Source organism: Erwinia sp. V90_4, from assembly GCF_029967685.1.
GTDB lineage: Bacteria > Pseudomonadota > Gammaproteobacteria > Enterobacterales > Enterobacteriaceae > Erwinia > Erwinia aphidicola.
In genome coordinates, this window is sequence record NZ_JASCAQ010000056.1 from 1 (window position 1) to 19,781 (window position 19,781).

General features: G+C 54.8%; 23 protein-coding genes. 16 read left to right on the plus strand and 7 right to left on the minus strand.

The genetic code is table 11. The annotated features are described in order from the left end of the window. Positions 1-287 precede the first annotated feature (287 nt). Positions 288-1,196: a LysR family transcriptional regulator gene (locus tag QLG07_RS16165; RefSeq protein ID WP_282469667.1), complete on the minus strand. Its 909-nt coding sequence runs from the start codon at positions 1,194-1,196 to the stop codon at positions 288-290. A 110-nt stretch (positions 1,197-1,306) separates the two neighbouring features. Here QLG07_RS16165 and QLG07_RS16170 point away from each other — a divergent pair, with 110 nt between their 5' ends. After that, entirely contained in the window at positions 1,307-2,689 is a 1,383-nt protein-coding gene (locus tag QLG07_RS16170) for an MFS transporter (RefSeq protein ID WP_282469668.1), read from the plus strand. Here the strand turns inward: QLG07_RS16170 and msrA are convergent. Together msrA and QLG07_RS16180 are read right to left on the minus strand one after the other, a co-directional pair. After that, positions 2,686-3,222: a peptide-methionine (S)-S-oxide reductase MsrA gene (gene msrA / locus QLG07_RS16175; protein WP_282469669.1), complete on the minus strand. Its 537-nt coding sequence runs from the start codon at positions 3,220-3,222 to the stop codon at positions 2,686-2,688. The genes QLG07_RS16170 and msrA overlap by 4 nt on opposite strands. A 185-nt stretch (positions 3,223-3,407) precedes the next feature. Next, positions 3,408-3,548, minus strand: a complete 141-nt coding sequence (locus QLG07_RS16180) for a hypothetical protein (RefSeq protein WP_282469670.1) — start codon at positions 3,546-3,548, stop codon at positions 3,408-3,410. Between the two features lie 127 nt (positions 3,549-3,675). Here QLG07_RS16180 and QLG07_RS16185 point away from each other — a divergent pair, with 127 nt between their 5' ends. From QLG07_RS16185 to QLG07_RS16205, 5 genes are read left to right on the plus strand one after another with little or no spacing between them, the layout of a single operon-like run. Further along, positions 3,676-4,989 (plus strand): MmgE/PrpD family protein, encoded by a 1,314-nt coding sequence (locus tag QLG07_RS16185; protein WP_282469671.1) that lies wholly within the window; start codon positions 3,676-3,678, stop codon positions 4,987-4,989. 14 nt (positions 4,990-5,003) lie between these two features. After that, complete coding sequence (locus tag QLG07_RS16190) at positions 5,004-6,350, plus strand: LLM class flavin-dependent oxidoreductase (RefSeq protein WP_282469672.1); 1,347 nt, start codon at positions 5,004-5,006, stop codon at positions 6,348-6,350. Positions 6,351-6,353: 3 nt separating this feature from the next. Continuing rightward, positions 6,354-7,250 carry an ABC transporter substrate-binding protein gene (locus QLG07_RS16195; RefSeq protein ID WP_282469673.1) on the plus strand — a complete coding sequence of 299 codons (897 nt, stop codon included), beginning with the start codon at positions 6,354-6,356 and terminating at the stop codon, positions 7,248-7,250. Further along, positions 7,247-8,149, plus strand: a complete 903-nt coding sequence (locus tag QLG07_RS16200) for an amino acid ABC transporter permease (protein WP_048914864.1) — start codon at positions 7,247-7,249, stop codon at positions 8,147-8,149. The genes QLG07_RS16195 and QLG07_RS16200 overlap by 4 nt, the downstream gene beginning before the upstream one ends. Continuing rightward, a complete protein-coding gene (locus QLG07_RS16205) occupies positions 8,146-8,907 on the plus strand; it encodes an amino acid ABC transporter ATP-binding protein (protein WP_282469674.1) in 762 nt (253 codons plus the stop codon). The genes QLG07_RS16200 and QLG07_RS16205 overlap by 4 nt, the downstream gene beginning before the upstream one ends. Before the next feature lie 46 nt (positions 8,908-8,953). Here the strand turns inward: QLG07_RS16205 and QLG07_RS16210 are convergent, their stop codons facing one another. Further along, positions 8,954-9,613, minus strand: a complete 660-nt coding sequence (locus tag QLG07_RS16210; protein ID WP_133625236.1) for a DUF1345 domain-containing protein — start codon at positions 9,611-9,613, stop codon at positions 8,954-8,956. Positions 9,614-9,867: 254 nt separating this feature from the next. Here QLG07_RS16210 and QLG07_RS16215 point away from each other — a divergent pair, with 254 nt between their 5' ends. The 3 genes from QLG07_RS16215 to QLG07_RS16225 are packed head-to-tail and all read left to right on the plus strand — an operon-like array spanning position 9,868 to position 12,384. After that, positions 9,868-10,893, plus strand: a complete 1,026-nt coding sequence (locus QLG07_RS16215; RefSeq protein WP_282469675.1) for a methionine ABC transporter ATP-binding protein — start codon at positions 9,868-9,870, stop codon at positions 10,891-10,893. Beyond that, positions 10,886-11,554 (plus strand): methionine ABC transporter permease, encoded by a 669-nt coding sequence (locus QLG07_RS16220; RefSeq protein WP_048914860.1) that lies wholly within the window; start codon positions 10,886-10,888, stop codon positions 11,552-11,554. Before QLG07_RS16215 ends, QLG07_RS16220 begins: the two co-directional genes overlap by 8 nt. A 17-nt stretch (positions 11,555-11,571) precedes the next feature. Next, entirely contained in the window at positions 11,572-12,384 is an 813-nt protein-coding gene (locus tag QLG07_RS16225) for a MetQ/NlpA family ABC transporter substrate-binding protein (protein WP_048914859.1), read from the plus strand. Between the two features lie 61 nt (positions 12,385-12,445). Here the strand turns inward: QLG07_RS16225 and QLG07_RS16230 are convergent, their stop codons facing one another. Next, the gene (locus QLG07_RS16230) at positions 12,446-13,240 is read right to left on the minus strand and encodes a lipid II-degrading bacteriocin (RefSeq protein WP_062818100.1); all 795 of its coding nucleotides are present in this window, start codon (positions 13,238-13,240) and stop codon (positions 12,446-12,448) included. 208 nt (positions 13,241-13,448) lie between these two features. Between QLG07_RS16230 and QLG07_RS16235 the strand changes: the two genes are divergently transcribed. The 5 genes from QLG07_RS16235 (at position 13,449) to QLG07_RS16255 (ending at position 17,492) form a co-directional block, all read left to right on the plus strand. Then, entirely contained in the window at positions 13,449-13,832 is a 384-nt protein-coding gene (locus QLG07_RS16235; RefSeq protein ID WP_062818099.1) for a hypothetical protein, read from the plus strand. A gap of 109 nt (positions 13,833-13,941) precedes the next feature. Beyond that, positions 13,942-14,673: an amino acid ABC transporter ATP-binding protein gene (locus QLG07_RS16240; RefSeq protein WP_282469676.1), complete on the plus strand. Its 732-nt coding sequence runs from the start codon at positions 13,942-13,944 to the stop codon at positions 14,671-14,673. A 20-nt stretch (positions 14,674-14,693) separates the two neighbouring features. Next, entirely contained in the window at positions 14,694-15,362 is a 669-nt protein-coding gene (locus QLG07_RS16245; protein ID WP_187496736.1) for an amino acid ABC transporter permease, read from the plus strand. 19 nt (positions 15,363-15,381) lie between these two features. Continuing rightward, complete coding sequence (locus tag QLG07_RS16250) at positions 15,382-16,173, plus strand: transporter substrate-binding domain-containing protein (protein ID WP_282469677.1); 792 nt, start codon at positions 15,382-15,384, stop codon at positions 16,171-16,173. 5 nt (positions 16,174-16,178) lie between these two features. Continuing rightward, a complete protein-coding gene (locus tag QLG07_RS16255) occupies positions 16,179-17,492 on the plus strand; it encodes an NtaA/DmoA family FMN-dependent monooxygenase (protein ID WP_282469678.1) in 1,314 nt (437 codons plus the stop codon). A 31-nt stretch (positions 17,493-17,523) separates the two neighbouring features. Here the strand turns inward: QLG07_RS16255 and QLG07_RS16260 are convergent, their stop codons facing one another. Then, positions 17,524-18,165, minus strand: a complete 642-nt coding sequence (locus QLG07_RS16260; protein WP_282469717.1) for a TetR/AcrR family transcriptional regulator — start codon at positions 18,163-18,165, stop codon at positions 17,524-17,526. A gap of 284 nt (positions 18,166-18,449) precedes the next feature. Here QLG07_RS16260 and QLG07_RS16265 point away from each other — a divergent pair, with 284 nt between their 5' ends. Beyond that, on the plus strand, positions 18,450-18,707 hold the full coding sequence (locus QLG07_RS16265; protein ID WP_048914851.1) for a YdgH/BhsA/McbA-like domain containing protein: 258 nt from the start codon (positions 18,450-18,452) through the stop codon (positions 18,705-18,707). A 35-nt stretch (positions 18,708-18,742) separates the two neighbouring features. Next, entirely contained in the window at positions 18,743-19,000 is a 258-nt protein-coding gene (locus tag QLG07_RS16270; RefSeq protein ID WP_048914850.1) for a hypothetical protein, read from the plus strand. Positions 19,001-19,138: 138 nt separating this feature from the next. Here QLG07_RS16270 and hpaR read toward each other — a convergent pair whose 3' ends face one another. Next, entirely contained in the window at positions 19,139-19,582 is a 444-nt protein-coding gene (hpaR, locus tag QLG07_RS16275) for a homoprotocatechuate degradation operon regulator HpaR (RefSeq protein ID WP_282469679.1), read from the minus strand. Positions 19,583-19,781 lie beyond the last annotated feature (199 nt).

A 19,781-nucleotide genomic window follows, 5' to 3' on the forward strand; every position in this document is an offset into this window, starting at 1 on the left:
ATCCTGCAATCCTGCAATCCTGCAATCCTGCAATCCTGCAATCCTGCAATCCTGCCTGAGTATTAGCCGTTCTGCCAAATGACTAGACCTGATGACTGGCCGCAAGTCTTTCAACCGTAGCCAGACCGATTTCGCCGTTACCGCCAATGACAACAGCTATCGGTCGGGGAATAGAAATAGGAGTCACGATTATCTGCGGTTGCTGGGATAACCGACGGTATCATTGCTCCAGTCGGCCGTTTAACGATGATATTGTGTTTTCCATTCTCGCAGCCTGGGAATCGGCTTTATAAAGGAGTGGTAGTAAACGCCGCTTTGAGCGCATCGATAGCACAACGTATCCGCCGAGGCATGACAGACGTTTTCAGCCACACGGCATAAATGGGCAAACTGCTGCAGCGTGTCCCCGGTAAAACTTCAACCAGCCTTCCACGTTCAATGTCCTGGTTCACCAGCCAGCGTGGCAGTTGCGCAATACCATAACCCTCCAGCGTTGACGCGTAGACGGCACTCATCGTGCTAAAGCGTAGTCGTCCATTCGGCTGCCAGTAAATCATTTCTTCCTGCGCATTTTTAATCAACCAAGGTTGAGAGCGCCCCTGCTCCAGCAGCGTGAGGTGAGGAAAGTCGGTCAGATCATCAGGACGATGAAGAACATCGCCTTCAGATAGCAAAGCAGGGGAGGCACAAAGCAGTAGCGCCTGATGCCCTAGCAGATGAGCGGTGAGATCGACATGGTGCCCCGGAGCGCCGATACGGATTGCCAGATCGATACCATCGGCGGCCAGGTCTACTCGCTGTGTGGACAGCCTCAGGTCCAGACCAAGCCCCTGCCAGCGTCGCGTCAACGGCAGTAAAACCGGCAATACCCATTTTTCACCCAGCAGAGGAGGAGCTGCAATTCGTAGCTGACCTGAAGGGGCGTTGACATGTGCCATCAGACGGTTTTCTGCGGCATCGAGGCTGGCGAGTATCTGCAGACAGTCCTGATAAAACACTTCACCTTCACGGGTGAGCGAAAGAGAGCGGGTGGTGCGCTGAAACAATTTTACCTGCAGACGAGCTTCCAGACGGGCAACGGCTTTCCCAACCGTCGAGCGGGATAGACCCAGTTGGTAAGCTGCCTGGCTGAACCCTCCCGCCTGAGCGGCCTGTACAAAAGCGCGGATGCTGTTAAGCCGGTCAGCATTAATCATGGAAAACAACTCTTAGATTGGCGATTTGGATTCTTCAGTATGGTGAAAAATCAGCGTAACTGAAGAATAAATATCGTGGCAGGCTAATGTTTTCCCTCCAGGAATGCTGCATGACAACTTCTTTCACTCTTTCCCGCACTCAGTTAATCAGGCTGCAAAGCGGGATATGCCTGGCCAGCTTCCTTGGCTGCCTGGATTTCACCATCGTGAATACCGCGTTGCCAGCGCTGCAGCGCTACTTCAGTCGCGACGTGGTTGCCATGCAGTGGTCGATGACGCTATTTGTGATGGCGCTGTGCTGCTGCATGGTAATGTCAGCCCGTCTGGCTGAGCGCTTTGGCGCTAAGCATGTACTGTTCGGCGGTATGTTGCTGTTTGGCGTCGCCTCGTTGGGAGCGGGGCTGGCGGTCAATCTGACAGTGATGAACTTCTGCCGTTTGTTACAGGGAACAGGGTGTGCAGTGCTGTATACCGTCAGCGCGAGCATACTGGTCAGTGTTATGCCGTCTGCAGGGCGGGGCAGGGCGCTGGGCATGCTGTTTGCTGCTAATGGTTTAGGATTGGCTCTGGGGCCGATAGCCGGAGGTATTCTGGTCAGCTGGTTAGGCTGGCGATCGGTTTTTTTGATCAATGTGCCGCTAATGCTGGTCAGTTTTATATGCTGCATGGGCGCCATCCCGACGTCCTCAAGGAATGTGCAGGTCCGACTCGATATTTCAGGCTGGTTAATGATGAATGCCGGGCTGATACCGCTGCTGATCTGGGCCAGTCAGGTGGCGCGTTGGGGGCTACTGAGTGTAAATTCACTCCTGTTGTTGATGTTGTCGCTGCTGTTTCTGCGGGTTTTCCTCACCGTAGAAAAGCGCACGATCCAGCCGCTAATTGATTTGCGTATGCTGCGCAATAAGGACTTTGCGGCTGCCTGCATGTTATCGGTGCTGCTGGCCATCTTTTATTGCAGCGCATTCATGCTGATCCCACTCAGGCTGGTTGCAGTCTTTCAACCCAGTGATGCCCTGATCGGCCTGATGCTGCTGCCGGTGACGCTGGTGATGGCGGTGGTTTCACCGATTGCAGGCCACGCTGCCGACCGCTTCACTCCCTGGCCTGTGATGGCGGCAGGATTCATCGCGCTGTCACTGTCAGCGTTGCTACAGAGCTTTGGCAATATTCCTATAACTACCGTTTTCGCTGCATTTATACTGATGGGGGCCGGATGGGGTGCGATCCTCGGGCCTTCGGTTAATGCGGCGCTTGGCGCTTTGCCTGCGTCAAGGCATGCGCAGGGGATTGGGATTTCCTGGACGCTGCATAATCTCGGCGGCGCACTTGGGTTGGCCATTGCTGCACAAATCTATCAGGCAGGCGGTGCCGAAGGCGGTTTTCAGCGGGTTATGATAGGACTTGCCGCGGGATCGTTGCTTGCCGTAGTGGTGGCACTTAGGGCGGCAAAGCGCGCCAGCACACAGCGGCTGGCGCAGAGCGATGATTAGCCGCTGATGGTTTTCGCCGCAAACTTTTTGCGTAGCTTCTGCAGCTTCGGTGGGATCACTGCCAGGCAGTAACGGTTTTCCTGACCTTCACCCGCCCAGTAATCCTGGTGGTAATCTTCTGCCGGCCACCATTTCGCATCGGTTTCGATGGTGGTCACAACCGGATCGGCGTGTTCAGTCTGCGCGCGCGCAATCGCCGCTTTCGCTTCAGCAAGCTGTGCAGCATCTGCCGGGAACAGCGCTGAGCGGTACTGCGTCCCGATATCATTACCCTGGCGGTTCAGCTGGGTGGGATCGTGAGTGGCAAAGCTGATATCCAGCAGGTCGCCATAGCTGACTTTGTCAGGGTTGAAGCCAATACGGATAGCTTCAGCGTGGCCGGTGTCCCCATTGCAAACCTGCTTGTAGGTTGGGTTTTCGGTGTGGCCGCCGATGTAGCCGCTCTCGACCGATTCCACGCCGTGAATCTGTTTGAAGACTGCTTCAGTGCACCAGAAGCAGCCTCCGCCAATAGTTGCGTATTCTGTCGCCATGTTTAACTCCTTCAGGGGTTTCCCTGCATATTGGCTATTGATATGGGATTAACCTTAGCTTTTTGCAACGGCAGGTCAATGCGTTTTTAGCCTTTACCCGCCAGCCGCTGATATTTTGCCATTGTTTCGCGTCAGTTCGCCAAGCGGAAGATCGTTCATAAAGCAGTAAAGTCGCTGAACGGTCATTACCAGGTTCCCTCATCCTGCTTGCGAGTGTTTTCCAGCGGGCTGATATCCAACTGTAAATCCAGCGCAGCGCAGGCGCGCAGCAGCGTCTCAATTTGGCAGATACGGTTTTTCTGAGAAAAGATAGTGCGAATTATCATTCTGCTTAGTTTATTTCGGAATGGCGTATAACCGTTGGATATTGGCCCCTCAACTGCGAACAAAAGAAAATAACCGTAATTTATAACGTATTGATTTATGTCAATACCTTATCAAAAAAGGTGTCTTTTGAACATTTCGCTTACTGCACGGCTGGCAGAAACGCTATCCAGCATCAATCCTGGCGCGACTGAGCGGCATAATGCCCGTGCTGGCGTCATGGATTACTTCGCCTGTCTGTTTCCTGTACTGCACGGAAGCGTACTGGACAGCGGCCTGGACGCAATATTTCGCGTATTCCCGGCTGAACATTCGCTGGAAAACCTGGCGCTGCAGCTCGGCTATCTCAGTCATTCTCTGGATTTCGATGATTATCACGCTAATTTCCGCGGCCACCCCACTACTGTGGTGCTCTCCTCACTGCTGGCGCTGAGTACTACGCGTAAAGCGCAAAGCGTGGAGGATTTCCTCGATGCTTATGTTGTCGGGGTAGAACTGGCAGGCCGGTTAGGGAAAGCCATCGGCACGCGCCACTATTCGGCCGGATTCCACAGCACTGCCACGCTTGGAACCCTTGCTGCCACTGGCGCAGCCTGCCGGTTATTGCAGCTCAGTAACGCCGAAACGCAGGTGGCCATCGGGCTGGCGGCGACTCAGGCCTCCGGTTTACGCAGCCAGTTTGGTTCAGCGGCTAAACCTCTGCATGCCGGGCTGGCCGCCCGCAGCGCGGTCAACAGCGTACAGCTGGCGCAGGCGGGTTTCGCCGGGCAGAGCAGCGGTGTTTTGGAGAGCTTCCTGCAGGCGCTGGGCTTTGGTGCCGGACAGCCGGCTGACTTGCTACATGAGTGGGGATCCCCGTGGCGCATTGTTTCACCGGGCCTGGAGTTTAAACGCTACCCGACCTGTGGTGGCACCCACAGCGCGGCCGAAGCCGCATTCATCCTGCGTGAGCAGTTGCTGGCGAACGCGAAATTGTCTGACGTTGAACGGATTGAAGTCAGCTTTCCACCAGGCGCCGATACCGCACCGAATATCACCGCGCCGCGTAACGGCGTTGAAGCGCGTTTCAGCCTCGAATACGTGATTGCCGATGCGCTGCTGAACGGCAGCGTTGCGCTGGAAAATTACAGTGAAGCGCCGGTTGACGACGTGATTGCTGAACTCGCCGCGCGCGTCAGCCGCCATCCCGACCCGAGTGCGCCTGCGGATGAGCTCGATCCCGATCGTCGTTTCCATCGCGTCACGCTTTATCTGCGCAACGGCAGCTCGCTCAGCCACTGTGTTACGCGCCGTGAAACCGCCGCAGCGCCCACTGACGTCGAGGCCAAGCTGCGCAACAGTCTGGCAGCTCTGCCTGCCGCCCAGGCACAAACCATTTTCAACGATGCATGCCTGGCGGATAGCGCCGCGCTGCAGCGTCTTATTTTCCTGATTAGCCAATAACGAAAGGATCTCCCATGTCTGTGCAGAAAACCTCACCGCGCCAGCTGCGTCTCGGCCTGTTTGTTCAGGCTCTGGGCCACCACGTGGGCGGCTGGCGTGCTGAAGGGGCGAAAGGCTCTCCGACCGATGTCGAATGGTTTACCTGGATCGCCAAAAAAGGCGAAGAAGGCCTGTTTGATATGTTCTTCGTTGGCGATGCGCTGGCAACCAGCGTTCACCGCCTCCCTTCCACCATGTCACGCCTGGAGCCTCTGACGCTGCTTTCCGCGTTGGCGGTGCAGACTAAATATATTGGTCTGGCGGCGACAGCCTCTACCACTTTCGATCAGCCGTTCCACCTGGCGCGCGCGCTGTCATCGGTCGACCATATCAGCCGTGGCCGCGGTGCGTGGAACGTGGTGACCTCATTCTCTGCTGATGCCGCGCGCAATTTCAGCCGTGAAGATCTGCCTTCCCACGCCGAACGCTACGACGTGGCGCGCGAGTTCCTCGATGTGACCTTTAAACTGTGGAACGGTTGGGAAGAGGGAGCAATCGTGCGCGAAAAAGAGAGCGGTCGTTACTCTGACGAAGGGAAGATTCACGCTGCCAACCACAAAGGTAAATATTTCCAGGTGCAGGGACCGCTGAACATCGCCCGTTCCCCGCAGGGGCGTCCGGTGATTATTGAAGCCGGATCTTCCCCGGCCGGTCAGAAACTGGCGGCGGAAACTGCTGAAGTGGTGTTTACCGCAGCGGCCTCACTGGAAGAGGGGCAGGCGTTCTACCGCAGCCAGAAACAGTTTGTGCGCGATGCTGGTCGCCAGCCGGATCATTTGCTGATCCTGCCGGGCGTGATGCCGATTGTCGGGCGCACGCGTGCGGAGGCGCAGGAAACCTGGAACCAGCTGAATGAACTGGTGGATATCGATAACGGTATTGAACAGCTGTCCGCGCGCTTTGGTGTGGATATGACCGCTTATCCGCTGGATGGGCCGGTGCCGGAGATTGGCGGTACGGAAGGCGGGCAGAGCCGCGTCAAGCTGCTGACCGACCTCGCCGCGCGTGAAAACCTCACCCTGCGCCAGCTGGCAGCCGTGGCGGCCGGTTCCCGCGGTCACCGGGTGATTGTGGGCACCGCCGAAGATATCGCCGATGACTTCCAGCAGTGGCTGGAACAGGACGGGGCGGACGGTTTCAACATCATGCCAGCGGTGCTGCCAAATCAGCTGGAGCTGTTTGTCGAACTGGTGGTGCCTGAGCTGCAGCGCCGTGGCCTGTTCCGCAACGAATATCATTACAGCACTCTGCGTGAAAACCTGGGGCTGCCGTCCGTCGATGAAAATTTTGCTGCCGTGCCTGCACTGGCAACTGAGGGGTAACTGATGAAACACATTGCACTGACTGCCGCCGTACTGGCGCTGGCTCCAATCACCGCCGCCCTGGCTGCCGATCAGGATGTTGCCTTTGCCAGCAGCGTGAAGCCGAAGGCCGATGCGGCGCTGCACGCTACGCTGCCGGAAGATATTCTCAAGAAGGGCTATATTGTGGCGGGAACCAACCCCAACACGCCGCCTACTACTTTTTACCAGGCGGATAATAAAACCCTGGCCGGGCGCGAGATTGATATTGTCAGCGCGGTTGCTGATCGCCTCGGTGTGGCCGTGCACTGGCGTGATACCGGGGGCTTTGACAACATTATCCCTGGTCTGAAATCTGGTCGTTACGATCTGGCCGCGTCTAATATCGATGCCAATAAGAAGCGTCTACAGCAGGTTGATTTTGTTGGCTACTACAACGCATCTAAACTGGCGCTGGTCGCCCGTAAAGATGCGGAGCTGGGGCCATTCAACACCTTCGCCGAGCTGTGTGGCAAGACCGTGGGCGCGGGAGCAGGTACGTCGCAGATCACCCGCCTGCAAACCGCCAGCGAAGCCTGCATTGCCGATAAAAAACCAGCGATAACTATCCCGGTATTCCCGGATCGTCCGGCGGGCGTGCAGGCAGTAATCAGCGGTCGCGTGCCGATGTTCTTTGGTCCGTATGAAGGCCTGCGCTACCAGGCCAGCCACGTTAAGCCGCTGGCATTAGCGGGTGAAATCACCATTGAGGACACCATCGTCTCTATCGCTCTGCCAAAACAGTCGCCGCTGGAGAAGCCGATTCAGGCCGCATTGAACTCACTTATCAAAGATGGTACCTATCAGCAGATCCTCGATAAATGGGAAATTGGCTTCGGCGCGGTGAAAACAGCGGGCCTGAATGAAGAGATTGCCAAATGAGTGTGCGGCCTGACGACTCAGGCGCCGGGCTGCGCATTGTCGGTCACCGCCATTACGGGCGCTGGTTTAGCGCGCTGATCGTGCTGCTGTTGGTGGTGCTGATGGGGTCATCGGTGGTCAGCAATCCGCGCTTCGAGTGGGACGTGGTGGCGCAGAATCTGACGGAAGCCTCGATCCTCAACGGCGTGATAATGACCATCAAGCTGACGGCGATCTCCGTGCTGTTCGGCTTTGCCGGGGGAACGCTGCTGGCGCTGATGCGCCTGTCGGCCAATCCAGTGCTGGTCGGGGTGAGCTGGGCCTATACCTGGTTCTTCCGTGCGGTGCCGATGCTGGTCCAGCTGTTCCTCTGGTACAACATCGCTGCGCTCTATCCGAAGTTAACCCTGTCGCTGCCGTTTATCGGCGAGGTCTGGCATGCCACCACCAACGAGATTATCAGCCCGTTCAGCGCGGCGGTGATTGCGCTGGTGATGCACCAGTCGGCCTATGCGGCGGAGATTATCCGTGCCGGGATCCAGAGCGTTAATCCGGGCCAGCTGGAGGCGGCGAAAGCGTTAGGCTATCGTCCCGGCCAGATTTTCCGCCAGACCGTGCTGCCGCAGGCGATGCGCACCATTCTGCCCCCGGCAGGCAATGAAGTGATCGGTCAGCTGAAAACCACCGCCGTGGTTTCGGTGATTGCGCTGCAGGACGTGCTCTATTCGGCACAGATTATCTATCAGCGTACCTACGAGGTGATCCCGCTGCTGCTGGTTGCCACCGCCTGGTATCTGCTGATGACCTCAGTACTGTCCATTGGCCAGCATTATGTTGAAGCATGGTTCAGCCGCGGTAACAGCCCGGCGAAACGCAGCTGGTTTCGCCGCCTGCCGCAGCAACAGGAGCAGGAATCATGAGTGAATCGATCAGCCTGCGCGGCATTCATAAACAATTTTCCGGCAAAACGGTACTGCGCGATATCAGTATGGATATTGCCGCCGGTTCGGTGACGGTAATCCTCGGGCCTTCCGGCTCCGGGAAATCAACGCTGCTGCGCTGTATTAACCACCTGGAAAAACTTGATGCCGGCACCATCCACGTGGGGCAATCGATGATTGGCTACCGCCGCAAGGGGCGGAATTTAGTGGAGATGCCGGAGAAACGCGTTGCCGCGCAGCGTCAGCGCATCGGCATGGTGTTCCAGCAGTTCAATCTGTTTCCGCACCGTACCGTGCTGCAGAATATCAGCGATGCGCCGCTGCGCATTCGTGGTGAGAAGCGTGCCGTGGTGGAAGCCCGCGCGCTGAAATTACTGGAGCAGGTCGGGCTGGCGCACCGGGCGCAGGCGTGGCCGCGCGAACTGTCCGGCGGTCAACAGCAGCGCGTGGCGATTGCCCGGGCGCTGGCAATGGAGCCGGAAGTGATGCTGTTCGATGAGCCGACCTCGGCGCTGGACCCTGAACTGGTGGGTGAAGTACTGCAGGTGATGAAGCAGCTGGCACATTCCGGTATCACCATGGTGGTGGTCACCCACGAAATTGGGTTCGCCCGCGAAGTGGCGGATAACATCGTGTTTATGGATAACGGAACAGTAGTGGAAAGCGGCGATGCGCGCACATTACTGGACAATCCGCAACATCCGCGCCTGCGCGAATTTCTCGCCAGCGTGTTGTAACTTGTTAAAGTCTGCCTCTCCCTTGAGGCAGATGATTTTATTACCCCTAACTCAGCAATCCCGCCCCGACGTTCACCGACAGCCCCAGAATTGCCAGATTAAACACAAATGAAATCACCGACTGCAGCAGCGCGATCTGTCGCATATCGGTGGTGCCCGTTGCCACGTCGGCGGTTTGTGCCGCCACGGCGATGGTGAAGGAGAAGTAGATAAAATCCCAGTATCCCGGCTCGGCGGGCTTTTCAGGAAAAATCATCGGCGTGACCTTGGCCGTTCGATGTAAGTAGTGATGATGGGCGTAATGCATGGCAAAAGAGGTGGGCAGCAGCGCCCATGACACGACCAGCGTGGCGGCGGTCAGCAGGAGGTGCAGCACGCGCGGGGTGCCATGCAGTGCTTTTAGCGTGGTCAGCTCCAGCAGAATCGCCACAATACTGACCAGGCAGGTGAGCGTCACCATGCTCAACACCAGCGTGGCGCTCTCATCCTCAATTTTCGCGATATGCGGAATATCTTTATTCGGCGTGCGCAGCATGCGTAACCACAAGAAAAACAGATACAGCCACGCCAGCACGTTCCAGCCGATCAGCAGCCGCTGAAGCAAACCCAGCTGAGCAGGAAGAAGGAAGAAACATAGCAGACCGGCGGTGATGGATACGATCAGCCGCAGGCGGGCGTGCAAATAATGTTGCAATGAAATACGCATGGGTTCAGGGCTTAGTTAACGTTGATATAGAGGTTTAACTGTAGACGCTGCTGGCCTGAACCCCCTCCCGACAAGCTTTAGATTGTTCCTCAGATATTTCTTTTGGTTATAAGCCATGTTTTTTCGGTCGTTTCCAATAAATCCTGGCCTGATTAATATCACTTGGCAATTAGTGCTACCAATAATGCATTAAAAATAATCAGTTTAATTAATCAGCATATTTTGCTGATAAAACGGCAGAAAACAGGCATCAGATGATAGTTTTGCGCAACGTTACTAAAATATTTAACGCCCGTTCCGGCCCGGTAACCGCCGTTGATGATGTCAGCCTGCAGGTTGAGCAGGGGCAGATTTACGGCATTATCGGTTACAGCGGGGCAGGGAAAAGCACCCTGATCCGCCTGCTGAACGGTCTTGAGAAGCCGACCTCCGGTAGCGTGACCGTCGCCGTGCAGGATATTGCCCAGGCCAGTGGTGAAACGCTGCGTCAGGCACGCTTAAAAATCAGCATGATCTTCCAGCATTTCAATCTGCTGTGGTCGCGTACCGTCAGTGAAAACATCGCTTTCTCACTGCAGATTGCCGGTGCGCCGAAAGCAGCGATCCAGCGCCGCGTGCAGGAACTGATAGCCCTGGTCGGGCTGAGCGGCAAAGAACACGCGTATCCGTCCCAGCTGAGCGGCGGGCAGAAACAGCGCGTCGGAATTGCTCGCGCGCTGGCTAACAGCCCGGATGTTTTGCTGTGTGACGAGGCAACGTCGGCTCTCGATCCACAGACCACCGACGCCATTCTTGAGCTGCTGCTGGATATCAACCGTCAGCTGAGGCTCACCATCGTGCTGATCACTCACGAAATGCATGTCGTCCGCAAAATCTGCCATCGCGTGGCGGTGATGGAAGCCGGGCGTATCGTGGAAGAGGGCGAGGTGCTGTCGGTATTTACCCGCCCGCAGCAGCCAATTACCCGCCAGTTCGTTAAGCAGACCACTGAATACAGCAGTGCGAACACACCCTTTAACCTGGCGCTGGTCAATCCCACCGAAGGTGAAGTGCTGAAGCTGACCTTTGTCGGGCTGAGCACGCAGCAGCCGATCGTCGGTGAACTGACGCTGAAATACGCATTACCGTTCAATATTCTGCATGGAAAAATGACGCAAACCACCAACGGAACCTTTGGCGAACTGTGGTTGCAGGTCCCGGCCAGCAGCACCCAGCTGGAAAATATCCTGGCGGACCTGCACGCCCACGCAATCACGACCGAGGTGGTAAAAAATGTTTGAGACCCTGTTTCCTCATCTGAAGCTGGACGCACTGTGGTCCGCCACCGGTGAAACGCTGTATATGACCGCGCTGTCCGGCGTGGCAACTTTTGTGCTGGGGATTTTGCTCGGGCTGGCGCTGTTCCTTACCGCGCGCGGCGGGCTGTTCCAGAACCGTGCGGTTTACTCGACGATCTCCCTGCTGGTTAATGTCTTCCGCTCTATCCCGTTCATCATCCTGATTGTGCTGCTAATCCCGTTCACCAAAACGCTGATTGGCACCATTCTGGGTGCCGATGCGGCACTTCCGGCGCTGATTGTCGGTGCTGCCCCATTTTACGCCCGCCTGGTCGAGATTGGGTTGCGTGAGGTAGACAAGGGCGTGATCGAGGCTTCCCGTTCGATGGGCGCGCGCCTCAGCACTCTGATTTTCCGCGTTCTGCTGGCGGAGTCCTCCCCGGCGCTGGTGTCAGGAATTACGGTGACGCTGATTGCGCTGGTGAGCTACAGCGCGATGGCGGGCGTGATTGGCGCGGGCGGCCTTGGCAATCTCGCTTATCTGGAAGGTTTTCAGCGCAACCACAGTGATGTCACGCTTGTGGCGACGCTCATGATTCTGGTGATCGTTTTTATCATCCAGTTCTTAGGTGATGTCATTACAACACGGCTCGATAAACGCTAACTTTTTAGGAAAACAAAATGAAAAAAACACTGACGCTGCTGGCCGCAGCAACTCTGGGTGCGCTGAGTTTGAGTGCATGGGCGGATACGCTGACCGTTGGCGCCTCTAACGTGCCGCACGCTGAAATTCTGGAGCAGGCTAAGCCGATACTGGCGAAGCAGGGCATCGATCTGGAAATCAAACCGTTCCAGGATTACATCCTGCCAAACACCGCGCTGGCGAGTCGTGATATCGACGCCAACTACTTCCAGCACATTCCCTATCTGAACAGCGTGCTGAAAGACCATGCTGATGATAAGAGCTATGATTTTGTCAGCGCCGGGGCAATCCATATCGAGCCGATTGGCATTTACTCGAAGAAATACAAATCGCTGAAGGATCTGCCTGAAAATGGCAAAGTGATCATGCGTGATGCGGTGGCAGAAGAGGGGCGAATTCTCTCCATCTTCGAGAAAGCGGGCGTGATCAAACTCAAGCCGGGCGTCAGTAAGGTTGATGCGCGCATCAGCGATATCGTTGAGAACCCGAAACACCTGAAGTTCCTCGCCAACGTTGAAGGCGCGCTGCTGCCGCAGATGTACAACAACGACGAAGGCGATGCGGTGGTGATTAACGCGAACTACGCAATTGATGCCGGACTCGATCCGGTGAAAGGCCCGATTGCGGTGGAGAGTGGTGAGAACAATCCTTATGCCAATATCATTACCGTGCATCGCGGAGACGAGAAGAAGCCGGATATCGTGGCGCTGGTTAACGTGCTGCACTCTAAAGCGATTCAGGACTGGATCCGCACCAAGTACAAAGGTGCGGTGATCCCGGTTAATAACTGATTTAAAGATTATTATTATTCGGATCATAGGGCTTCTTTTGTGGAGCCCTTTTTAGTATTGGTCAGTGACCAGATAATTTTATATTCGTAAGTTGGCCATTTATATTGATTTTGTAATCCTTACCATTGAACGTTTTTCCCAAAAAGTTGCCAATGGTAGTCAATGCTTCACCAACGAGTGACCGATGGGTGCTGGGATTAAAATCGTAAGTATCTTGAAAACTCCGAACATTACCAACAAATAACCACTCACCAGATTCCTTGCGAGTAAATTTTCCTTCCATTCTCAAATTTATGTAACCAAGATAAAGACCTGCTGAAATGTTGTCGAGACCAGTGTCATAAGAGAATTTATAATTAAAGTTGTACACTCCAGGAGCACTCATTGACATTATTTCATTGTCGAAATCCTTTATTCTATCCGGTGTTAATTTGAGGCCCAAGCTTCCAATTTCGGTATCCATCGTTCGACCATTCCCCCATAGAAAATTGGCTAAAGCGGATACCACGCTGTATGGTCCACCGCTTAACCTGTCATTCATGTCACTGATCTGAAAATTTTTCCAGTCTGCAGTCTGCCCCATATAGGCCATTGCAGAGTTTGGACCTGGATAGCCTTGGTCAAAAAATATCATTTCCCGACACCAGGCCAGAAGCCCTTTCAAATCTCCCTTTTTAGCCAGTTCCTTACCGCGCAATGGATCAAAAGCCCCACCGTTGGAAATCTGCATAATAGCCATAGCCTGAGCTTGTCCCGGTGGAACGGAGGTCGTACCGCCAGGGTTAAAACCGCCATAGCCTCCAGTACCGCCCGCAGAAACCACAGGAGCGGTAACTACCATTGTTCCTTCACTCATTATGTACCTCCATTATTACAGGGTAATATCCTGTGTAATATTTTTCATTTACCTTATAGAGAAAATCGTATAACTTTAGGGCGAATTGTGGGGGCATCTGGATCTTTATGATGAATAATATTTTTATTTTTAATAAAATTGTTTGTCAGTTGCATTCATATGTAAAACATTATTCCAATGAGTGATTTTAAAAATATCAAGGTGGCTTATGGTTAAGTTTTTTTACCGTTTGCTCATAGTAATGCTTATCATTCTGACGATGATGGTGTCGGTTGTTCTTTTATTTATTTATATACGCACAGGGGCCTATGCATACAGTGATGAAAACCTTGCTGAATGCGTTGCCTATACACCCGAGCAGGCGAAAATGCGCGTGCTTCAGGCTGTGCTGCATAAAGAGAATAACTGGAGTGACTGGCCGTCAGCGCAACGGGCGGCTAATGAAGCCGGTATTGGCTTTGTTGATTGGGATTTGCATAAGGGAGAGGACTCCTGGTTCGTCCCGTTCTACGATAATCGCTATCCAGACAAGGAGCAGTTCGGAATGCTTGATTGCGGCACGCTGATTGTTGAATTCGCGTCAGAAAAGTAACCGCCCGTCACTTCCCCGCATATCTGCTAACCTTATCTTTTTTAAGCATTCGTCACCTCTTTGCTGCAACGATACACTCTCCGGTAGCGCAACTTTACCCGGAGTAACGATGATATCGGTTAGCGGACTTAATAAATCTTTCAAGCATCATCAGGTACTTAACGATATCAACTTCAGCGTTGCACGGGGTGAGGTGGTATCGATTATTGGCCCTTCCGGCTCCGGTAAATCGACCCTGTTACGCTGCCTTAACCTGCTGGTTAAGCCCGATAGCGGCCAGCTGACGATCGGCGATCGCACCGTTGATGCTGCCCGTATAAAACGCCGTGATGTAGGCCCGCTCCGCCAACAGAGTGCGATGGTCTTCCAGCATTACAACCTGTTTCGTAATAAAACTGCGCTGGAAAACATCACTGAGGTGTTGATCTACGGCCGCGGCTATTCACGCCAGGACGCACGTGACAGGGCGATGGAACTACTGACCAGCGTCGGGCTGGCACATAAAGCCTCTGCTTACCCGGTTACGCTTTCCGGCGGGCAGCAGCAGCGTATTGGCATCGCCCGGGCGCTGAGCCTGGAGCCGCAGGCGCTGTTGCTGGATGAGCCAACCTCATCACTTGACCCGGAGCTGCGACGCGACATCCTCAATCTGATTGCCGACCTTGCCGCCCGTTCGCTCACAATGTTGATCGTTACCCATGAGATGCGCTTTGCCCGCGATATCTCCCGGCGCCTGCTGTTTATGGAGCAGGGGCAGATTATCGAGCAGGGCACGCCGGATGAGCTGTTCGATGCCTCCGGCAGCAGCCGTGTACACCGCTTCCTGCATGAAGCCGCCTGAACCCGGTACGGAAATCCACGATGAATTTTGATCTCAGCTATATGTGGGGGATCCTCCCGCAGCTCCTCGGCTATCTGCCGATCACCCTGACTATTTCCCTGTTGTCGATTGTGCTGGCTACCGTGCTGGGGCTGGCCGTTGCGCTGCTGCTGCGCGGGGCGCGCCCGCTGGCGGCGCTGGCGCATCTATATATCTCCTTTTTTCGCGGGACGCCGGTGCTGGTCCAGCTGCTGATTATTTATTTCGGTCTGCCGCAGCTGTTCCCGGCGATGAACAGCCTGAGCGCGACCTGGGCGGTTATCATTGGCCTGAGCCTGAACAGCGCGGCCTATCTTGCGGAAGTGTTTCGCGCCGCGATCGATTCGGTGGATAAAGGCCAGTGGGAAGCCTCGCTGGCTTCCGGGCTGAATGGCTTCCAGGCTGCACGCCGCATCCTGTTGCCGCAGGCGTGCCGTAATGCGGTCCCTGCGGCCGGAAATATCTGGATTGGCCTGATAAAAAACTCCTCGCTGGCTTTCACCCTTGGCGTGAGCGAACTGCTGGCGGGCGGCAAGCTGATTGCCACGGAATCGCTGAAGTATTTTGAAGCGTATTTTGCCGTCGGCCTGGTGTACTGGGCGCTGACGATAATTTTGAGCGCGTTACAGCGTCAGCTGGAGCGCTGGATCGGTAAACCTTACGTGGTCTGATTAGCGGGAAAAAACTGGGATGAAATTAGTAAAGCTGGCGCTGATTGCCTGCGCGTTACCTCTGCTCTATGGCTGTGATAAACCGGCTGATTCAACATCCGACCAGCCAGTACTGCGCGTTGGGGCAACGCCTGACGGCTATCCGCACTATTTTGTCGAAAATAAGGTCATCAAAGGGTTCAGTGCCGATATTTTGCAGGCGGTGGCGGACAAAATTCACTACAAAATTGAGTGGGTGACTTCCGACTGGGTGGGCGTACTGGGATCGCTGGAAACGGGTAAGGTTGACACCGTCGGCAACTTTGCGGACACCCCGGAGCGGCGTAAAAAATATGACTACAGCCTGCCGTATTACTACTCGGCCGCCGCGCTGGCGGTTAGCGAAAATAATCACACTATTCACGGCCTGAACGATATGGCCGGAAAAAGCGTGGCGGCGGAATTGGGCTCCAACTATGCCAAAGTGCTCAAGGAGTTCGACCCGCAGAATAAAATCAGGCTGGTCACCTTTGAGGGGATGGATGTGATTGTCAGCAGCATCGCACAGGGGAAAGTGGATGCGTTTGTCTCCGGCCAGGTGATCCTGCTGGGACAGATTAAGAAAAAGCATCTGCCGCTGAAGGTGGTTGGCGAGACCTTTGGTGAAAAGCAGGTGGCTCTGCCATTCCGTAAGGATGAGCGCGGAGAGGCACTTAAGGCGAAAGTGGATGTGGCGCTGGAAGAGCTGCGCGCAGAAGGTACGCTGAAGAAGATTTCCGAGAAGTGGTTCGACAGCGATCTCAGCGTCAGCTCACAGCCAGTAAAAGGATAACGCTGATGTCACTGCATCTTGCGCTGTTCCTGGAAACCACGGGCTGCCACTACTCAGGCTGGCGTATGCCGGGGGCTGCTCAGGCTAACCCCGCTGACTGGGCCACGATAAAATCGCTGGCGCAAAAAGCAGAGGCGGCAAAGTTCGATCTGATTTTTATGGCGGATAAACTGTCTGTTGATGATATCTACGGTGAAAGCGTGGTCGAGGCGGTGCGCCATCGGGTCACGGAGAGGCCCGAACCCTTTTCGGTGCTGTCGGCGATTGGCGCGGTAACGGAAAAAATCGGCCTGGCGGGCACGGTGTCCAGTTCGGTTATCCAGCCGTTTGCCGCAGCGCGCACGCTGGCCACCCTCGATCATCTGACCGGCGGTCGTGCGGGCTGGAACGTGGTGACATCAACCAGTGATGCTGAAGCGGCGAATTTCGGTCAGACGCTGTTAGGCCACGAGCTGCGATATCAGAAGGCGGCAGCGTTTATTCAGGCGGTGCGCACGCTGTGGGACAGCTGGGCGGATAACGCTATCGTGGCCGATCGCCAGCAGGGGATCTATGCGCAAGGCGAACGTATCCGCTATGCCAACATCAATACTCCGTGGTTCCAGAGCCGTGGCCCGCTCAATATGTCGCGCCCACCGCAGGGCCACCCGGTGACATTTCAGGCCGGAGGATCCGGACCCTTTATAGAGCTGGCGGCGCGTGAGGCTGATGCGGTTTTCGCCGCGGAGAAACCCGACCTGGCCTCCGCTCAGCGCTATTATGCCCAATTGAAAGCGCGAGTGGTGGCTCACGGGCGCGACGCGGATAGCCTGAAGATCCTGCCGGGGTTACAGCCGGTGATAGGCCGTACGCAGAAAGAGGCCGACGAACTGCTGGCCGAACTGTCGCAGCGGCATCATCCACTGGCCACCTTAACGCATCTGTCGAATACCATGAACTATGACTGGGCGCAGCACGGTTTAGACGACCCGATGCCGGACATCGCCGATCGGCTGGCGCGCCGCGAACGTTTTGCACCGATGCTGGCTTATGCCCGTGAGCAGAGGATGAGCGTCAGGCAGTTCACCAAATGGATTGCCGGCTCAGGATTTATCGTCGCGGGCACCGCGTCAGCGCTGGCCGAGCGAATTGCGCAGTGGTATCAGCAGCGGGCGGTAGATGGTTTTGTAGTGATGCCGCCGTGGGTGCCGGGCGCATCCGACGCATTCTTCAGTGAGGTGGTGCCGCTGTTGCAGGAGCGCGGTGTTTTTCGTTCAGAGTATCAGGCCGATACGCTGCGCGGGCATCTAGGGCTGGCACGCCCGGAACTGATAAGATAAAAAAGCGGAAGGTATTCACCTTCCGCTCTCATCAGCAGCCTAGCTTGCTCAGCGCCGGCCACTGCTTCATCAGCGTATCGATCAGCTCGTCCAGCTCCGCTCTGGTCGCACCTTCGCGGGCGCGTACCGACATTCCTTGCAGGAGACAGCCAAGAAAAGCCGCCAGCGCACGAGTGTTGGTGCGCTCATCCAGTTCACCCGCCTTTTGGCGAAGCTGCAGAAACTCCAGCAGATTACTTTCCTGATTATTATGACGGTGGCGCAGCATCTCGGCCACTTCGCTGGAGTCTGCCGACAGCCCGCTGGAGGTGCAGATAAAGAAGCAGCCGCCCGGTTTCTTGCCATCGGTAAAGCAGGAAGCGGTTGAGCGGAAGTAGTTCTCAATGCCGCTGGCGACGCAGCTTTCCGGGCAGGCGAGCGCGGCTTCATTCTGTCGTGCGAATTTCTCTGTATAACGGTCCACAGCCGCGCGGAACATACCCTCTTTGTTGGTAAATTCTGCATACAGCGTGGGCGCTTTGGCTCCCGTTGCCTCGACTAAATCCGCGAGAGAAGTGCCTTCATAGCCGTGACGCCAGAAAAGCTCAAGCGCTTTGTCCAGCGCGGCTTCGCGATTGAAAGTCTTTGGCCGTCCCCGGCTTTTACGTGTCCCTGCGTCCTGCTCAGTAGTCATCATTCCTCACTTACGCAATACCGCATTAACGAATAAATTATCAATCAGTATAAAAATAATGTTCGCTCTTGTCGAGCGAGATTGTCGTCTGGTTTATAAGGATGTTCCTAAGAGAAAATCCTAACTTTAAAATAAATAAATTCAATGTGTTAACTATTAAATTATCGATCATTAATAAATTGTCTTTGACGCAGGTCAACAAGGCGTTTAGTATTTACCTATCGATCGTTAATTAATTGACGACGGCAACATCAGACAACCTAAATTACTTAAGAGAAAACATTATGAAAAACATCAAAATGGCTCTGGCCGCTATCGCTCTGACTTCCGTATCTTTCGCTGGTTTCGCCGCTGACCTGGTCAACAACGAGCCGGTTCAGCAGCAGCAGATTGGCGTGATTTCTGCCAGTGGCGCAACCAATCTATCTTCACTGGAAGCCCAGCTTTCCGCTAAAGCGGATCAGGCCGGTGCCAAATCATTCCGTATCACCTCAGCATCAGGTGATAACAAAATGAACGGTACTGCGGTGATTTACCAGTAACAATGAAAATGTTGAATGAGCATCAAGGGGGGATGATGAAAAGCCGTAAATTAGCCCTTGTTGCCGTCATCCTGAGCACAATATCGGGTGCCAGCCTGGCAGCACTTCCTGAGGGTAGAGTCATTACCGTTCAGCCGCTGACAACCAGCAGCTATGTGACCGGCAGTACCACGCTGGTGTCGCTGGATGTGCAGCTGTCGGGAAAGCAGGCCGCACCCGTAGCCAGAGCCTTGCGTACCGCTTCGGCCTCTGGCGCGAGCAGCCTGTATGGCACCACGATTAGCTATCATTAAGTTGTGATATTCAAAAACGCCGCTGCTCAGTCAGCGGCGTTTTTTTACCCTTTAAAAATCTTGTCCGATCTCCCTGATGTTAACGCTACCTTTCTTGCCCGAGCTGAACGCTGGCAGGTGAAACGCCTGGTCTGCCGCTTAGCCTGTTTCCGTTGCTGCCTGAGGTGATGGCGGGGATAACTGATTAAACTCCCCCAGCAGACGCTGTAACTGCGCCAGTTTCTCACTGTTGAACTGTTGTTCAATCTGGCTATAGCCGGCGTCGATCTCGCGACGTGCCTGATGATACAGGCTTAGGCCTGCCGGGGTTAATGCTGCCACCAGTTTGCGCTGGTCGTTCACTGGCTTCAGGCGCGATACCATTCCGTCGCGTTCCAGGCGGGTGAGGATACCGGTCAGACTGGGACGCAGGATGCAGGCCCGCCGCGCCAGCTGATGAAAATCCAGCATATGGGCCTCTGCAAGGATACGTAAAACCCGCCATTGTGGTTCGGTAAGGCCATAACGATGGAGTATCGGGCGGAAGTATCCCATCGCCTTTTCTCGTGCCTGAAGCAGGGCAATAGTCAATGATTCATGCATATTCTTCACACGTTATTTTGGTATTTCATTAATACTAACATTTTTTCATTCCGATGGATGTTGCGGAATTTTGGTACTTTTCATTTAACTCGATGTACTTATCAACTTAATGATAAATAAGTTTTTTATACAAAAAAAGGTTTTTTGTTAGTCAGGTCACAACTCAAATAAACATGTTTGATCCCCGTAAAATTAGAGC

Excerpts from the sequence above, each read along its gene's own strand:
- QLG07_RS16210 (WP_133625236.1), bottom strand. The coding sequence starts at position 9,613 with ATGCGTATTTCATTGCAACATTATTTGCACGCCCGCCTGCGGCTGATC.
- QLG07_RS16220 (WP_048914860.1), top strand. The coding sequence starts at position 10,886 with ATGTTTGAGACCCTGTTTCCTCATCTGAAGCTGGACGCACTGTGGTCC.
- QLG07_RS16245 (WP_187496736.1), top strand. The coding sequence starts at position 14,694 with ATGAATTTTGATCTCAGCTATATGTGGGGGATCCTCCCGCAGCTCCTC.
- hpaR (WP_282469679.1), bottom strand. The coding sequence starts at position 19,582 with ATGCATGAATCATTGACTATTGCCCTGCTTCAGGCACGAGAAAAGGCG.
- QLG07_RS16260 (WP_282469717.1), bottom strand. The coding sequence starts at position 18,165 with ATGACTACTGAGCAGGACGCAGGGACACGTAAAAGCCGGGGACGGCCA.
- QLG07_RS16215 (WP_282469675.1), top strand. The coding sequence starts at position 9,868 with ATGATAGTTTTGCGCAACGTTACTAAAATATTTAACGCCCGTTCCGGC.
- QLG07_RS16235 (WP_062818099.1), top strand. The coding sequence starts at position 13,449 with ATGGTTAAGTTTTTTTACCGTTTGCTCATAGTAATGCTTATCATTCTG.
- QLG07_RS16225 (WP_048914859.1), top strand. The coding sequence starts at position 11,572 with ATGAAAAAAACACTGACGCTGCTGGCCGCAGCAACTCTGGGTGCGCTG.
- QLG07_RS16240 (WP_282469676.1), top strand. The coding sequence starts at position 13,942 with ATGATATCGGTTAGCGGACTTAATAAATCTTTCAAGCATCATCAGGTA.
- QLG07_RS16265 (WP_048914851.1), top strand. The coding sequence starts at position 18,450 with ATGAAAAACATCAAAATGGCTCTGGCCGCTATCGCTCTGACTTCCGTA.
- QLG07_RS16230 (WP_062818100.1), bottom strand. The coding sequence starts at position 13,240 with ATGAGTGAAGGAACAATGGTAGTTACCGCTCCTGTGGTTTCTGCGGGC.
- QLG07_RS16205 (WP_282469674.1), top strand. The coding sequence starts at position 8,146 with ATGAGTGAATCGATCAGCCTGCGCGGCATTCATAAACAATTTTCCGGC.
- QLG07_RS16270 (WP_048914850.1), top strand. The coding sequence starts at position 18,743 with ATGAAAAGCCGTAAATTAGCCCTTGTTGCCGTCATCCTGAGCACAATA.
- QLG07_RS16195 (WP_282469673.1), top strand. The coding sequence starts at position 6,354 with ATGAAACACATTGCACTGACTGCCGCCGTACTGGCGCTGGCTCCAATC.
- QLG07_RS16165 (WP_282469667.1), bottom strand. The coding sequence starts at position 1,196 with ATGATTAATGCTGACCGGCTTAACAGCATCCGCGCTTTTGTACAGGCC.
- QLG07_RS16200 (WP_048914864.1), top strand. The coding sequence starts at position 7,247 with ATGAGTGTGCGGCCTGACGACTCAGGCGCCGGGCTGCGCATTGTCGGT.
- QLG07_RS16190 (WP_282469672.1), top strand. The coding sequence starts at position 5,004 with ATGTCTGTGCAGAAAACCTCACCGCGCCAGCTGCGTCTCGGCCTGTTT.
- QLG07_RS16170 (WP_282469668.1), top strand. The coding sequence starts at position 1,307 with ATGACAACTTCTTTCACTCTTTCCCGCACTCAGTTAATCAGGCTGCAA.
- msrA (WP_282469669.1), bottom strand. The coding sequence starts at position 3,222 with ATGGCGACAGAATACGCAACTATTGGCGGAGGCTGCTTCTGGTGCACT.
- QLG07_RS16255 (WP_282469678.1), top strand. The coding sequence starts at position 16,179 with ATGTCACTGCATCTTGCGCTGTTCCTGGAAACCACGGGCTGCCACTAC.
- QLG07_RS16250 (WP_282469677.1), top strand. The coding sequence starts at position 15,382 with ATGAAATTAGTAAAGCTGGCGCTGATTGCCTGCGCGTTACCTCTGCTC.
- QLG07_RS16180 (WP_282469670.1), bottom strand. The coding sequence starts at position 3,548 with ATGATAATTCGCACTATCTTTTCTCAGAAAAACCGTATCTGCCAAATT.